This window comes from Brevibacillus sp. NL20B1 (assembly GCF_018195675.1).
GTDB classification, from domain to species: Bacteria; Bacillota; Bacilli; order Brevibacillales; family Brevibacillaceae; genus Brevibacillus; species Brevibacillus aydinogluensis.
On record NZ_JAGTPT010000004.1, the window covers coordinates 40907 to 56805 of the forward strand.

Below are 15899 nucleotides of genomic sequence, written 5' to 3' on the forward strand. Positions count from 1 at the left end.
CATCCATGCGCCACGGACTTTGTCTACACGCTGAGGCACGGAGCAACTGTTTCCGTGCCTTGTTTCATCTGCTTTTACTTCTCCAAAAGCCGTCCTCCGGCCACCACGACGCGCCCTTTCTTGATCACCGTGTCCACGTGGTTGATGCCGAAGTGATACGGCACATACGCCAGGTTTTCGGCGTTGAACAGCACCAGGTCCGCCAGCTTTCCGGGCTCAAGACTGCCCACCTGGTCTCCGCGGCCAATCGCATAGGCTGCGTTGATCGTCATGGCAGTAAATACTTCCTCCGGTGACATGTTCAGATTCAGGCATGCCAGGGTCATCACCAGCTGCAGCGATTCCGTGGGCGAACTGCCCGGATTGTAGTCAGTGGACAGAGCAACCGGCACTCCCAGCTCGATCATGGTTCGGGCCCGAGCGTGGGACTTGGCGCGCAGGTTGAATGACGTTGCCGGCAGGCAGACGGCGATCACGCCCGCATCCCGCATCGCCTTCAATCCTTCATCGGTAGCGGCCAGCAGATGCTCTGCGGAAATGCAGCCCATCTCTGCGGCCAGCTGCGCCCCGCCGAGCGGTTCAATCTCGTCGGCATGCAGCTTCAACCCGAACCCCAGCTCTTTTGCGGCGGCGAGAATCGCCCGCGACTCGTCCACCGAAAACACCCCGTGCTCGCAAAAAACGTCGCAAAACTCGGCCAGTCCCTGCCGCTTTACCTCCGGCAGCATCTCCTCGATCACCAGCTTGACGTATTCGGCGGAGCGGCCCTTGTACTCCGCCGGTACGGCGTGTGCCCCCATAAACGTCGACACCAGGTCGATCGGATGCGTTTCATCCAGCCGCCTGGTCACACGAAGCTGCTTCAGCTCGTCTGCCAGCGTCAGTCCGTAGCCGCTTTTTGCCTCTACAGTCGTCGCCCCGTACAGCATCATGATATCCAGACTCTTCCGTGCCTTTTCGTACAGTTCGTCTTCCGTCGCAGCCCGTGTAGCCCGCACCGTGCTGAGAATCCCGCCGCCCTGGGCGAGGATGTCCAGATACGACATGCCCTTTAGTTTCAACACCAGTTCGTTTTCCCGGGAACCTCCATGCACCAGATGGGTGTGCGGGTCCACCAGGCCCGGCGTCACCAGACGCCCATTTGCATCCAGGCTCTGCTCGATGGGCAGCCCGGCGATTTCCGCCCGGACGTCCGCTTCCGCACCGGCGGCCACGATTTTGCCATCCGCAATCGCCACAGCTCCGCCCGTCACGAGCCCGACATCCGACATCTCGACTCCCCGTCGCGGCCCATGCTTGCCGCCCATCGTCACCAGCACACCGATGTTGTGTACCAACAGATCAATCCGTTCCGGCTTCACGCTTTCTCTCCTCCATGGAAGCATCCCGAGGAAAACCTCCCTCGGGATGCCGCTTTTTTCGCGTTGTTTCGCTCGTCTTTCCCCAGACGGTCAGATGTCCAGCATCGGCACGCGAACACCGCGCTCCTTGGCCGTCTGGATCGCCTTGTCGTACCCGGCGTCGGCGTGTCGAATGACCCCCATGCCCGGGTCGGTGGTGAGCACACGGGAAAGCCGCTCTTCCGCTTCCTGCGAACCGTCAGCCACTACCACCATGCCGGCATGCAGGGAGTAGCCCATCCCCACGCCGCCGCCGTGGTGCACCGACACCCAGCTGGCGCCTGCTGCCGTATTGACCAGCGCGTTGAGGATCGCCCAGTCGCCCACCACATCGCTGCCGTCTTTCATGCTCTCCGTTTCCCGGTTGGGAGACGCCACCGAACCGCAGTCGAGGTGGTCGCGGCCGATGACGATCGGTGCGGATATTTCTCCGCGTCGCACCATCTCGTTGATGGCCAGACCCATTTTGACCCGCTCGCCGTATCCCAGCCAGCAAATGCGCGCAGGCAGGCCCTGGAAGGCCACTTTTTCGCGGGCCATGGTAATCCAGCGGCGCAGGTGCTCGTTTTCCGGGAACAACTTGAGCACCAGTTCGTCCGTCTTGTAGATGTCTTCCGGATCGCCGGACAGCGCTGCCCAGCGGAACGGGCCTTTCCCTTCGCAGAACAGGGGACGGATGTAGGCCGGGACGAAGCCGGGGAAGTTGAACGCGTCTTTCACCCCTTCGTCGTAGGCCACCTGGCGGATGTTGTTGCCGTAGTCGAATACGACAGCTCCCATTTTTTGCAGGTCAAGCATCGCCTGCACGTGCACCGCCATCGACTCGCGAGAAAGGCGGACGTACTTGTCGGGATCGTTCTTGCGCAGTTCGGCCGCCTCTTCCAGCGTAAAGCCGCGGGGCACGTACCCGTTGAGCGGATCGTGCGCGGATGTCTGGTCGGTGACGAAGTCCGGCACGATGCCGCGGCGCACGAATTCGGGATAAATGTCGGCAGCATTGCCAACGAGACCAATGGACAGCGGCTTGCCCTGTTCCTGCGCCTCCCGGGCCAGCTTCAGCGCTTCGTCCAGGTCGTGCACCATCACGTCGCAATACCGGGTGTCTATCCGGCGCTGAATGCGGGACGGATCGACGTCGACGCCAATTACCACCCCTTCATTCATCGTAACGGCAAGCGGCTGAGCTCCACCCATGCCGCCCAACCCGGCTGTCAGGGTGAGCGTCCCTTTCAGCGTGCCGCCGCGGTGCTGGCGGGCCGCTTCCGCAAAGGTTTCATACGTCCCCTGCAGGATGCCCTGAGTGCCGATGTAGATCCAGCTGCCGGCGGTCATCTGGCCGTACATCATCAGCCCCTTTTGCTCCAACTCCCGGAACGTTTCCCAGTTGGCGTACGCCGGCACCAGCACGGAGTTGGAAATCAGCACGCGGGGCGCGAGCGGATGCGTTTTGAAAATGCCGACCGGTTTTCCCGACTGCACCAGCAGGGTCTCATCCCCCTCCAGGTTTTTCAGGCACTCCACGATCTTGTCAAAGCACTCCCAGTTGCGCGCCGCTTTTCCGATCCCCCCGTACACCACGAGGTCTTCCGGACGCTCCGCCACTTCCGGGTCCAGATTGTTCATCAACATCCGCAGGGCTGCTTCCTGCTGCCATCCTTTCGCGTTCAATTGGCTGCCGCGGGGTGCGCGGATGACGCGTGCCTTGGTTTCTGCCATAATGTCCTCTCTCCTTTTTCCTCAGTGTTTTCTCGTCATGACGCCTGCCATGAACGTAAGGATTACGTGCAGCGCCGTACGAACCGTCGCCCGGCGCGGGTCCTGCAGGGGATCAATGCAGACCACGTCAAATCCTTTAACTTTCGGGTTTTGGCCAAGCAGGTACACAGCGTCGAGCAGCTGCCACGACGTCATGCCAGCCGGCACCATGGCCGGGACACCCGGTCCAAACGCCTGATCCAGCACGTCCATGTCCACTGTCACGTAGATGGCGTCCGTGCCGCTGCCGGCAATCTCCATCGCCTTGTAAATCAGCGGCTCGATCCCTTCCCGGGCCACCTGACGGGCGGTAAACTGGGTAATGCCCTGTGAAACCGCGTATTCCCTGTACGCCTTGGAGTTGGCAAAGCTGTGAATCCCCACCTGGGCGATGTGCTTCCCTTCCACCGTCCCCGACTCCAGAAGGCCGCGGATCGGAGTGCCGTTGGTCGGTCCGCCGTCTTCCAGATTCCGTACATCCATATGCGCGTCAATTTGCACGATGCCCACCTTTCCGGCAAACCGCCGCTTAAACGCCTTGACCGACGGGCAGGTGATGGAGTGGTCTCCTCCCGCGATGATCGGGAGCAGGTCGGGCAGCGCTTCGTAGACATTGGTCAGCGCCTGCTCGATGTTGGCGTGGCAGCGGAACAAATCCGTAGGATGCATCTGGACGTCCCCCAGGTCGCGTGCCCGCAGCGCCGTCAGGTCGATGTCGTAATCGATGCTGTACGTCGTCACAGTGGGAAACAACTCCCGCAGCGCATTGGGCGTCATGGAGGCCGCCGACACGCTGATCGACGTCTTGGAGAGCGGCACGCCGATAAACCCGACGTCAATCGGCTCCTCTCCGTCCCACGGTGTCAGCCACTGGGCCACTTTGGTCTCATAGCGGTCCCGCCAGTTGGACTGGCGCACCAGTTCCGGAGGATTCATCAAAGCAATCCTCTTTTTCAATAAAACCCCTCCTTGTCTACCTGCAAGCGCTTACAAAACAAAGTCAGTTTCCAAACCCGTCTGCGACAACGAGCTTTATCAGAGTGCACGCCACTTTTTCAGAAGTTTTCCCGACAACTCGCCCTACTGCGAATTATCTGAGTCTTACGCGATGTCGTTATCTCGTATTCTACTGCATTGATTGGTCCTCTCCACTAGGCGATATTGTCAACTGTTAGCACAATTTTGCTCGACGGTAGGCAGTGGGGGAACAGTTCGCGTACTTTTTAAACGTCCGGGTAAAGTAGTTGGCGTCCTGAAAGCCGACAACAGCCGCGATCTCCTGGATGGTGCAGTCGGTCGAACTCAGGTAGTACTTGGCTTTTTCCACCCGCAGCCTGTTGAGAAAGTCGATTGGGCTCATGCCTGTCTCCCGCTTGAACAGGCGGCTCAGGTGATACACACTGACGCAGCAATATTGTGCTACTTCTTCCAGCGTGAGCTTCCGGTGCAGGTTTTCTTTCAGGTAGCGGACGGCCTGACGAATGATCGGCGAAACATCGCTCAGGTCGTTTTGCTCCATGTACGCTGTCAAGCGGCGGGCGTATTCGCATACTTTTTGCACGAACTTGTCATACCGGATGGTCACGTACAAATCCTGAATAAATCTGGCGTTTTCCGACAGGATGAGGGCGGCATTGGCCCCCGAATCCAGCACCTGACGGGACATCGTAATCACCAATTCCACCGCTTCCGATTTGAACATGTTCACGTCATGGCGGTACGTCTGCGCCATTTTGTCCAGCAGCGCCCGCAGAGACGCGACCGTTCCCTCTTCATCGCCGATCCGAAGGCGTGCGACCAGTTCCGCCCGCTCTGCCGGCGTGAGCGGCGAGTCCCAGCCGGCTTCCCGTCCCTGTTTCTTTTCGTAGTGGAAAATGAGGGCGTTGCCCTGAAAAAACCGGTCCACCATGGCCTCTTTCGCTTCTTCGTAGGAAAAGTGAAGCTGGTAGGGGTTGTCGTAATAGCTGCCGATCCCGATCGATACGTTTACTCCGCGCTTCTTGCACCGTTCTTGAATCTGCCGGGATATCCGGCCGGTGACCTGCCGGAATCCCGACTCCTTAGGAGAGTGCAGCGCCAGTTCCACCAGGACTGCGAGAACGCCCTCGGCCACCCACACCCAGACAAACGGTTCGCTGATCGCCTCGCATACGCCTTCCACCACCTGCTGGCCGATCTCCATGCTCCAATGAAACGGCTTGCCGATCACCAGATCGGTATAGCGGTCGATCGAGACCACCATCACCACCTGCGGGTGCACCCGGATGCCGAACGATTCCTGCATCTCTTCAAAACTGCCTTCGTGCACCAGCGTCCCCGACAACAGCAGGTGAGAAAACGTCGCCTGTACAGGGTCCTGTTTCATTGCGCTCACTCCTCGCTTTAGACTGCGATTGTGGCTCGGGCGTGGACCGGTGAACCGTGCCTGCAGCCGCAATCAAGGTCTTAGCCCTATGGTACAGTATTTCCGGCATGTTTGAGGATCGGGAAGCATTGAAAAATCCTGCCAATCGCCAGCCGGAAAGCTTGTCTCCACCGTCACCAACCCCCGTACGACATTCTGTCACACGGGGGTTGGTTTGTTTGCAGTCGCGTTATTTTTCGCGCTTTCTTTTATACTTGTTCAGGAATTCCAGAATGAGGCTTTATAAGTTTCTTATCAGCTTTTCAGCCTTGATATCTTTTTTCACTTCAAGATTCGCATTCTTATAATCGGACCACGATTCCAAAATAATTCTTGGTTCCGCTTCTATGATGTCCTTGGCTTTCTCCAAATCGCCTTGCTTGAACGCATTGATAATTGCGATTAAATCCTGACGATCTAACAATTTTACGTGATTGATGCCCGCTAACGTTTCACATGAAGTTGTGAAACTGGTTGACGCAATCACAATAGACTTTTTTGCTTTGTAATATCTCATTGAGGAATAGACCTGTTGGACAGCAGCGATTCCAACTGGATTATTGATATCTTGGCGTTTAGCCTGATTTCCGCCAAAACGTTGAACAGTCTGCTTTATCCCGAATGTTAAATTCAATGATTTTCGCAAGCAGATCGTAATGGACCGGCTTATTCCACGGGATTCGAAACAATCCCTTGGTAGCGCTGTAGCCGGCCTGTGCAATCTCATCAGCAAACCGCGCAATGCCCGCTTCTTCCGGTGAAACGCTTAAATGTTGCTTCGCAGTGGAAAAGGCGATGATAAATGTGCCGTGATCGGTAAACATGGGCGTATTCCACTTGATATGCGGTTCCAAATTGGGGAATGTATTCGCAACCCACGCCAACACTTCCTTTGTCCGTTCACGGTGGTCAGGGTTATCAATGCCTGCCAAATACGCTGCAAAAACCTCCATGCGTCTGCCTCCCATCATCATGTCGTGCAACGTACTCCAACTTGCCTGTTAGCGTTATGATTGCCGTCAGTCTCACATGTTATGTTCAGCAGAAATACGTCATAAACGTCGACCAACTGGCAGCGATGACATTCGCCTGCTGTACGCCGCCTTTTTAGTGATCGGCATACACTTCGCGGTACCTAGAACAAGAGAGGGAGCAGGATCACTTGATTGATGACGTGCGTAGTGACATGTCCGAGCATCGCATATGCCAATCCATGCTTCCAATATAAATAGCCGAACCCAATCCCTGGCAAAACGTTGAGCAGCATCGTACGAGTGACAGTTACCGTGCTTACACCCAGCATTTGTGCAGTCGCGGGAAGATGCCCGACAGCAAACAGAAGCGCGGCGATGACAATTCCCGCCACGTACATTCCGCTGCTAGTTGCAGATCTCGTCATTTTGCTGACAAGCCATACAATGAGCGTCATTAGTCCGAACCGCAGCAGTATTTCTTCAATGATGCCTCCGTATAATACACTGCCAAGAAAATAAAGCCAGGAAAATTCAAATTTCTCATCCAGTCCCAACGCTTCGGCAAAGACAAGCTTTTCCGGAATGGCGATCAAGCAGGCAGACAAGAGTCCGATGGCGGCTGCCGCGGCAATACTTTTTCTGTTATAAGCAAATGGTTTGTTCAAACCTACTTTTGGCGAAGCCCACAAACCTGCGATCGTGGCAATCCCCGCCAACACTGCTGTTTGCAGCATCGCCACGATGATCATGACGTTTTTTGACCCCAGTTTGGCGACAATTTCCCTTTCCATTTCAGGCGTTAACGACATGACTTGATGGGCGCCTATCAACGCACCTGCCACCAACCCTAAAATGAATACAGCGATTACGTTTTTCATCGTTACCCTCTCCCAATAATCCCATTGCGTGGCGTTCCTTTACGGTGCCCCCGCAACAAGATTTGATTCCTCTATATCCTCTGTTGAGTTGCAGCAGCCCATGATGTCGCATACGCCCATTTTGTCATATATTACCTGTATAAAGCAAATCGCGAATAGTGCCTGTGTAACATCCCGCCCCCGTTCGTTCAAATACTTAATCATTCAATCCCTTTCCGTTGAGAATATGCTGTACGTATTTTTCAATCCGTGACTCACGCGTTTTGGATTGTTTGGGTTTAGAAAAATAAAGAATGTATGCTCTTTGCCGTCCCGGCGTCAATGCTTCAAAGGCAGTTTTCAAGGCAGGCATTTCAGCAAATTTCTTTTGCAGTTCCTCAGGAATGGTGAGTTCTGCCTTCTTGCTGCCATCCACTTTCAAGCCGGCTTTTTCCACTTCAATCGCTTCATGAATATAGGCTTTCAAGATGGGTTCCATCTCGATGATTTCTTGCACATTGGTGAAGCGAATCTGGCGCGCCGCCTGTACATGTTCCGTTTGTCGGATGAGAATGCCGTGAGTATCCTGCAGCAATGCTCCTTTGTGAAACAGCAGCGCACAGTATTCTTTAAATCCATGTATGAGAACTACGTTTTTGTTCTCATACGTGTAACAAGGATGCATCCACTTAAAATCTTCGGTCAGGCCGCAGTCTAGAACGATATTGCGCAGCGCCTCAAATTCTGCCTTCCATTTCGTCGCGTTCCTGATAAATTCATCGACTTTCGGATTCATGCTGCTGCTGGTCATGAAGTACACCCCTTTTCCATGTTTGATCACTATTGTCCGTTAGTTTCATCCTTTCCGTCAGTCTAACATGTTATTTTTCTGTCGGAAATGAGATAATCTTCTAACAACTAGGACCTCGGAGAGCAAAATCAGCCCAACGAGAAAAGGATTGAGCTTCGCCCGAGGCAAAGTTCAATCCCCTCATAGCTTTTCAATCTAAATTGACAGACCGCCATCGACAGGTATGACAGCGCCATTGATATAGCTGGCCTCATCACTGGCCAGGAATACATACACATTCGCGACATCCCTTGGTTGTCCCAGTCGTCGGAGAGCGATTTTCTCCTTCATGCCTTGAAGTATAGATTCCGGCATTTTCTCTGTCATCGGGGTCACGATAAAGCCGGGAGCCACAGCGTTCACGAGAATTCCCTTCCTGCCAAGCTCTTTTGCCCACGTTTGGGTCATGGCGATCACCGCTGCTTTCGATGCGGCATAATTCGTTTGACCGAAATTCCCCATCCTCCCCACAATGCTGCTGGTATTGATGATTCTGCCGGCGCCTTCCCTGATCATATGGGGTACCACCGCTTGCGTGCAGTGAAAGACACCGGTCTGGTTAATGGAAATCACGCGGTCCCACTGTTCCTGCGTCATCTTTACGAGCGTAGCGTCCATGGTGATTCCGGCATTATTGATCAAGACATCAATCTTTCCATAGCGGTTGATTACTTCACTGACCATCCAATCCACTTGATCGCGTCTGGATACGTCAACAGTCAGTCCGAGGCCATTCACCTCGTTTGCCACTTTATCCACCTGCTGCGGATCACAGTCAACGACAACAACATGTGCCCCTTTGTTTGCAAATATTACACTCGCTTCTTTGCCTATTCCTCCTGCTCCTCCCGTAATGATGACAACTTTCCCCGCCAGTTTCATGCACGACACTCCTCATCACATTTTCGAATCCATCCTTTTTGAGTTGCAGCCAATCAATTTGTCAAAATTATCCGAACATCATGTCCAATGCCAAAACGCCGAGTATGCCGTAAATCGCGACAAGGGTGTACATGAAACATACAGATTTGATGGTTTGTCCAATCGTCAAATTAAAATACTCCTTTGTCATCCAGAACGAGACATCGCTCGGCGGAGCCCAGGCAATGGAAGCACTTCCGATGGCAAGTACCATCAATTCAGGGCTCACACCTGTTTCTTGGACGATGGGCAGCATAATTCCTGCTGTCGTTAACACCGTTACGGTGGCCGATCCTACAGCCAACCGAATGATCAGCGCAATCAACCATGCCAGGATAAAGGGAGAAATATCCCATCCGTTCGTGACATCGGCAATGTATTGTGCCATGCCGCTGTCAAGGATTACTTGCTTGAAGGCACCGCCGCCACCGAGGATAAAAATGATTCCTCCCATGGAGATCAGTGCACCTTCGGCAATTTTCATGATTTCAACCATCGTCTTTCTCTTTTTACGCAGCCCAAACACGTATACGGCGACAAGCAGGGAAACAAGCAGGGCGATATCCGCATTCCCGATAAAGGTCAGGGTTTGATTGATGATCGACTCTTTCGGAAATGCGAACTCTGCAATCACCCCGATCAAGATCAAGATAACGGGTAACAACGTCGTGAATACTGACGTTGCAAAGGATGGGACCTCAGCCATGTTAAATTCTTTCTTGGTGACCAAATGATTGGGGATGTTGATCTCCCAATTCCGATACAGCTTGGCAATCAACGGACCAAAAATCACCGTAGCGGGGATGGCCAGCAAAAATCCGTATCCCAACACAACACCCAAATTCGCCCCTAACGCAGCGGAGATTGCGGTTGGTCCCGGATGCGGCGGCAAGAAGACGTGGGTAATGGAGATTGCAGCCAGAAAGGGCATGCCCACTTTCATCAACTTCACTTTTGCTTCATTGGCGATTGTATACACGATGGGAATCAGCAAAATGTAACTGACTTCATAAAACAAGATTACCCCCAACACAAATGATGCGATACAAATCGCCCAATCCACTCGTTTTTCCCCGAAAATCTCAATCAAGGTAGAAGCAATTCGGTTCGCTCCGCCGCCTTCCGAGATGATTTTTCCAAAAACCGCTCCCAATCCAATAATAATCGCCAGATGCCCCAGCGTACCGCCAAGTCCCGCTTCAATGGATTTTACGATCGCTAACGGCTCCATTCCCAGGAAAAGTCCGACGAAGATTGCGGACAACATGAGCGATAAAAACGCATTGAACTTGCATACGATAACGAGCAGAAACAACAGGACAATCCCTAAAAACAATGCGACAAGCGGCATACCCGTACACTCCTTTCCATTTTCGAGGATTTCAACATCGGGGGCTTTTCCCGCTTTCCTATAGACGCGAACCAAAATAGACAATATTGTCTTCGAATTTCGGAGGTCTGCCCTTTTTCTCCGCTTCTTTCACCAACTGAACGACCAAATCGTTGTACGGCGTTTTAAGCCCTGCCTCCCTTCCTTTTTTGCTGACGAAGCCGTTGATGTAATCAATTTCTGTCGGTCTCTGTTTCTCCAAATCCTGCAGCATGCTGGCTTTTGTATTGCTGTGCGGTCCCCATACTTCCCGGTAAAAGCTCATTTTATTAGGGACGTCATCGAGATCCCGCAGCTCAAGGAATTCCATGTCTTTTCCCTGCATCGGCTCCAGGCGGATTCCGTGCGCATGTGCCACCTTGATCGTTTCATCGGCGATATGGGCCAAATGAAACATCGCTGCCTCATTCCTCAAAATGTCACCGAAACGGCAGCCCAATGCCGCCGACATTCCGCTAAATGTGGCATTCATCAAGAGTTTTGCCCACTTGATTCCCTGAATGTTGGCTGAAATATGACAATGCCCAACGAGATCCAGCACCTTCTTTACTTCCTGGATGCGAGGCGTTATCGATCCGTCCAGTTCTCCAATGTCAAACGCATAGTTTTGCATCGTATGTACTTCCGTCGCCAGCTCTGAAATCCCAGGTCCCAACCATGTCGCCCCGAACCCGACCACGCCTCCAATCGTTCTTTCGCGCCCGATCACGGACGAGACATAATCTTCAGGCACACCATTTTGCAGCGTACACACGATGCTGTCCTCAGACAGATGGGGGAGCAGTTGTGCCAGCGTCGTCTTGTTATAAACCTGCTTGGTCAGCAGAAAAACCAAATCATACGTACCTGTCATTTCGCTCGGCACAATCGCTTTTACGGGTACACACAGATCCAAAAAGCCGGTAATTCTTGCTCCTGAATTGTTGAGTGCGTCCACATGCTCCTTGTTAATATCGATTAACTCTATCTCTCGCCCCCCTTTCGTAATCAGCGCTCCGATGATCGTCCCCAACGAACCCGCACCCATAATTGCCATTCTCATCTGTTCTCCTCCTCACTCGCTGATTCTCTTCATTGGTCTGGTGTGAAGTCTGGTCCGATGTGAAATCGCTTACATTTTTTCGTGTAAGATCGTTCTCATAACGTGCTCGCTGTTAGTGTTTTGCTGCACGTTTCGATTGCTTCAAGCCCAAAATCTCTCTCGCTTCATTGGGCGTTGCAACGTCTCTCCCCAGCATGTTTGATAACTGGACGATTCGTTCCACAAATTGCGCATTCGTCTTTGCCAGTTCACCCTTCCGAAAATAAACACTGTCCTCCATGCCCACGCGGACATGTCCCCCCAACAGAATGCTCATGGTATTGATCGTCAGTTGATCTTTGCTGGCCCCGATTGCTGACCACGTGGAACCAGGGGGAAGGCTTTCAACCAAAAACATCAGATTTCTCGGGGTAGCCCGCATTCCTCCCTGTATGCCCAGGACAAATTGAAAATGTGCGGGCAAATCAATCAGACCTTTTTCCGCCATCCTCAACGTATTCTCCAGCATGCCGACTTCAAATATTTCAATTTCCGGCTTGATCTGATGTTCTTTCATTTTTAACGCCAACCGCTCCAGAAACTGTGGAGTGTTATAAAAGACATGCGAGCCAAAATTCATCGTACCGGCATCAAAGGTCGCCATCTCCGGTTCCAATTCACAAACCTTCAGCCTGTCTTCATCGTTCATAAACAAACCGCCAGCCGTCGTTAAGTTGATAATGATATCGCACTTGTCCTGAATGCGAGCGACGACTTCCCTGTACGTATCCAAATCCAAGGTATTGTTTCCGTTTTCATCTTTCACATGAATATGTGCGATTGATGCGCCCGCTTGCCAAGCCTCATAAACGGAATCGGCGATTTCTTTCGGAGTAAGCGGCAGATAGGGCGTATGCTCACGAGTCGTCTGAGAACCTGTGGGAGCAACGGTGATAATCAATTTTTCCATCGCAATTCCTCCTCGCATCGTTTTTGAATGCTTGCTCGCCAAAAAGCCTCATCGAAACGTTTCGATAGAAAGCGTAAAAAAAGACGTGAAACCCCTGTGATTTTCAGTCTCACATGTTTGTGAACAAAGTGAAAACATGGATGTTTACTTCTCTTTTTCACTGTTTTCAGCAATCCTCATCGACGGACAGACACTACACTTCTGGCGAAACGTTTCGCTGCTTGTGATTCTGATTATAATGACCACTATGTATAAAATCAATATTTTTTGCAGAAAATTTTTATAATTTCTACTACAACCACAAAAAAACCATTTTCACTTTCACCAAGAAAGGAAAATGGTTAAGACTGAAGACACACAGATTGTTCGAAGGAGAATCACGTTTCCAGGCAGAGCGACTTGTGAGCCCTACCGAGCGGAGCAGCGATTTGCGGGAAAAAGGAGCGCCACCTTTGAATAGACGGCGTAGCAATGCGGCTTTGGCGATCCCCCGCAAATCGATGCGTAGCGTGCCGCCTGGCTTCCCTGCTGGGCGAGCACGGGCCCCGCCGAACGCGAGCGTTAGCTTGTGTTCGGTGGGTAAAGCACGGAGCGGATGACGGAAACGTGTTCTCCCCGCTACGGCTACTTTGTCTACACACTGACCATTTTTCTTTCATAAAGAAAGGAAAATGGTTATTCAGCTCATTTTCTTTTTTGTGCGCCGCAGCTTTCACGGATGACCAGGGATGGCGTGAGGATAATTTGCCGCGCCACCATCTGTTCCTTTTCCTGTATCATCTGCAGCAGCAATTCCATCGATAGTTTCCCCATCTCATACGTGGAGTGATCGACGCTGGACAGGGGGACCAGGAAATTTTCCGAAAAGGAGCTGTTATCATTGCCGATAACGGCAATATCCTCGGGTACGCGAATACCCGCTTCTCTCAGCCCCTTGATCACCCCGAACGCGACAATATCGCTCACCGCACAGATTGCCTCGGGCAATTCCTTCACCTGTTCGAGCATCTTTTTTACATTCCGGTACCCCGATTCCATGGAGTATTCCCCGTCATACAAAAGCATGGGGTCTACCTCTAATCCGTGTTGAGCCATACATGCGATAAATCCGTCTTTTCTCTCCCGTGCCGTGTTGATTTCCAAATTGCCGCCAAAATAGGCAATTCGTTTGTACCCCAGTGAAACCAGGTGATTTACGGCTAATTCAGAGCTGAGCGGATTGTTGATTCCGACGAAATTTTTATCATACCCGGGCGGCTTTCGGTTGATTAACACATACTTTAACCCTGTTTTTTCAATTTCGTTTAAATCCTTTGCTGTAGCAATATTCGCCAGAAGAATGCCGTCGACCTGTTTTTCGACCATCAGCTCCAAATATGCCTGAATGCGATTTCGGTCATTAGAGATATTGCATAAAATTACGTTGATGTTATGGTCAAACGCCACATCTTCAATGCCTTTGATCATCGGCGGGTAAAAGGGATTTAAGATATCTGTCACGATGAAGCCAATGGTATTCGTGGACTTCTTTTTCAGGCTCCGCGCTACTGCATTTGGCCGATAATTCAGTTCCTCAATCGCCTGCATCACTCGCTTCGTCAGTTCCGGACTCACATATGCGGATTGATTAATGACGGCCGAAACGGTCGAAAGTGACACTTTCGCTCTCTTGGAAATGTCCTTCATCGTAGCCATGTGAACCCTCCACGAAAACGTTTCGATACTGTTACTGTATACGAAATGTAGAACAATTGCAATTTTAATACGGTTAAAAAAATACAGTACATGTAATCAACCAGAAGCATTCGTTATGGATTAATGTCAGCATGATTTGCTTTTGAATCCTTTCCTTGGGTGCAGATCACCTATTCAAACCCAAAAAAGACAACCAGAAGACACTCACGGGGAAATCCCCCTGCACGTGCTTCGAGTTGTCGCGTAAGTGCGGATATTATATTGAAGATTTATGTAACGCATCCGGCTATGCTGGATTCGGAATGAGTCCAAGGCTGCGGACCCGCTGTCTGCGCATCCACTGCGTTGCGACCCATTTTTCCCCTCGAACAACGGGAACGCTGCTGTGCAAGGTCAAGTCGTTCAAGGCTTGGTCGCGGTAAAAATATTCAAAGTACACCGCAGAGCCGCGTTTTGGTTTCACCGATAACCGCAGTAACGGAAAGACTGTCTCTCCCCCTTCTTCCACATCGTTCAAATAGATGACCAGCGTGCTGATCCGATTATTCTTGGCCGAAGGAGTATTTGGACGGAAAAAGTCATGATGAGCCTTGTATTCTTGACCGGGAGCGTAGTGAAGCACTTGTAATCCTTCTGCGTGTTCGATCGGCACGTTCATCAATTCGGAAATTCGCCTTTCAATGCGCCGAATCAACGGGTTTTCCTCTTCTTCAAAAAACATCCCGCGGCTCGAGCGAATCTGGCTGACCACCTTGTTGACAAGTCTGGATTCTTTTAGACGGGAGGCGGCTGCCTCAATCAACTGCTGGCATTCGTCGTCACTCAGCACCGGTTCAAACCGCATGACCAACGGCACTTTGTTGAGGAGCTCTGCCGCTACGACGCAATCATTGAGGGAGTAGAACGATTGAATCGGCAAGATGGAAATCTCATCGCTCATATCTCTCACCACTGCTATTCTGAACAGATTGAGATAACGAACTTGCATCAATGATTATACATCAGCAAAGGTTTTTCTGATAATATCCCCTTTTCGTTGATTTTTTCGCATAACGCTGCAGGAACACGCGATTGTAAGCCTCTTTCCCGCATAAGTGGTAATTGCGTTGTGCAGACCGGCGCGGACTTTTGCAGCGGGATGGGCGGATTGCCGTTATCCGTTTTTCCAGATGTACCTCGGCCCCTCAGCTCCAATCACTCCGCTCGGTATAAACCCCGCTTTTTCAAGCACTCTTTGGGAGGCAATATTGTCCGGCTCTGTCTCGGCTTCTATGGATAACACGCCTGGCTGTTTCGATGCCCAGCGAACCGCTGCGGATACTGCTTCCGTCATCAACCCTTTTCCTTCGTATTCCGGATTTATTCCGTAGCCGATTTCAACCATTCCATTGTCGTTCAGTCCTTTGAACGACAAACTGCCAATAATTTTCCCGCTTCCATCGTTCAGCTGCAACACCCACAGCGCATGCCAAATGCGCTGCTCCGGATTCTCCAGGCAACCGGCAAGCATTTCTGAATAGGCGGCTTTCAGCGCTTCGTTTGATTCGTTTTGAATCACGTCACGCATTTCTTCATCAGAAAGCGGATAAATGTTCAGTCTCTCTGTTTGAATCATTAATATACTTCCCTTTCTATCGTTTCATTCAGGGTTATGATGGTTGG

The 15899-nt window shown here is 51.8% G+C and carries 15 protein-coding genes; all 15 read right to left on the reverse strand.

The genetic code is table 11. The annotated features are described in order from the left end of the window. Positions 1 to 74: 74 nt before the first annotated feature. The 15 genes from hutI to KDN35_RS04315 all read right to left on the reverse strand — a co-directional run bounded on the left by hutI (position 75) and on the right by KDN35_RS04315 (position 15852). A complete protein-coding gene (gene hutI, locus KDN35_RS04245) occupies positions 75 to 1307 on the reverse strand; it encodes an imidazolonepropionase (RefSeq protein WP_249178925.1) in 1233 nt (410 codons plus the stop codon). A 144-nt stretch (positions 1308 to 1451) separates the two neighbouring features. Then, on the reverse strand, positions 1452 to 3116 hold the full coding sequence (gene hutU, locus KDN35_RS04250; protein ID WP_212132168.1) for a urocanate hydratase: 1665 nt from the start codon (positions 3114 to 3116) through the stop codon (positions 1452 to 1454). 21 nt (positions 3117 to 3137) lie between these two features. Continuing rightward, on the reverse strand, positions 3138 to 4112 hold the full coding sequence (locus tag KDN35_RS04255) for an agmatinase family protein (RefSeq protein ID WP_249178911.1): 975 nt from the start codon (positions 4110 to 4112) through the stop codon (positions 3138 to 3140). Between the two features lie 214 nt (positions 4113 to 4326). Next, complete coding sequence (locus tag KDN35_RS04260) at positions 4327 to 5520, reverse strand: helix-turn-helix domain-containing protein (RefSeq protein ID WP_212132169.1); 1194 nt, start codon at positions 5518 to 5520, stop codon at positions 4327 to 4329. Between the two features lie 280 nt (positions 5521 to 5800). Further along, a complete protein-coding gene (locus KDN35_RS04265) occupies positions 5801 to 6205 on the reverse strand; it encodes a restriction endonuclease (protein ID WP_349290953.1) in 405 nt (134 codons plus the stop codon). After that, positions 6135 to 6512 carry an iron chaperone gene (locus KDN35_RS04270; protein ID WP_212132253.1) on the reverse strand — a complete coding sequence of 126 codons (378 nt, stop codon included), beginning with the start codon at positions 6510 to 6512 and terminating at the stop codon, positions 6135 to 6137. Before KDN35_RS04270 ends, KDN35_RS04265 begins: the two co-directional genes overlap by 71 nt. A 182-nt stretch (positions 6513 to 6694) precedes the next feature. After that, entirely contained in the window at positions 6695 to 7411 is a 717-nt protein-coding gene (locus tag KDN35_RS04275) for a CPBP family intramembrane glutamic endopeptidase (protein ID WP_212132170.1), read from the reverse strand. Positions 7412 to 7607: 196 nt separating this feature from the next. After that, positions 7608 to 8201 (reverse strand): YdeI/OmpD-associated family protein, encoded by a 594-nt coding sequence (locus KDN35_RS04280; protein ID WP_212132171.1) that lies wholly within the window; start codon positions 8199 to 8201, stop codon positions 7608 to 7610. A 195-nt stretch (positions 8202 to 8396) separates the two neighbouring features. After that, positions 8397 to 9122, reverse strand: coding sequence for a 3-oxoacyl-ACP reductase FabG (fabG, locus tag KDN35_RS04285; protein ID WP_212132172.1), 726 nt, complete (start codon positions 9120 to 9122; stop codon positions 8397 to 8399). Positions 9123 to 9189: 67 nt separating this feature from the next. Further along, the gene (locus tag KDN35_RS04290; protein ID WP_212132173.1) at positions 9190 to 10596 is read right to left on the reverse strand and encodes a gluconate:H+ symporter; all 1407 of its coding nucleotides are present in this window, start codon (positions 10594 to 10596) and stop codon (positions 9190 to 9192) included. Beyond that, the gene (locus KDN35_RS04295) at positions 10571 to 11593 is read right to left on the reverse strand and encodes a ketopantoate reductase family protein (protein WP_212132174.1); all 1023 of its coding nucleotides are present in this window, start codon (positions 11591 to 11593) and stop codon (positions 10571 to 10573) included. Before KDN35_RS04295 ends, KDN35_RS04290 begins: the two co-directional genes overlap by 26 nt. A 112-nt stretch (positions 11594 to 11705) precedes the next feature. After that, positions 11706 to 12542, reverse strand: a complete 837-nt coding sequence (locus tag KDN35_RS04300) for a beta-keto acid cleavage family enzyme (protein ID WP_171565229.1) — start codon at positions 12540 to 12542, stop codon at positions 11706 to 11708. A gap of 684 nt (positions 12543 to 13226) precedes the next feature. After that, entirely contained in the window at positions 13227 to 14237 is a 1011-nt protein-coding gene (locus tag KDN35_RS04305; protein WP_171565230.1) for a LacI family DNA-binding transcriptional regulator, read from the reverse strand. A gap of 286 nt (positions 14238 to 14523) precedes the next feature. Then, the gene (locus tag KDN35_RS04310) at positions 14524 to 15177 is read right to left on the reverse strand and encodes a 2OG-Fe(II) oxygenase (protein WP_212132255.1); all 654 of its coding nucleotides are present in this window, start codon (positions 15175 to 15177) and stop codon (positions 14524 to 14526) included. A gap of 213 nt (positions 15178 to 15390) precedes the next feature. After that, on the reverse strand, positions 15391 to 15852 hold the full coding sequence (locus tag KDN35_RS04315) for a GNAT family N-acetyltransferase (RefSeq protein ID WP_171565231.1): 462 nt from the start codon (positions 15850 to 15852) through the stop codon (positions 15391 to 15393). Between the last annotated feature and the right edge of the window lie 47 nt (positions 15853 to 15899).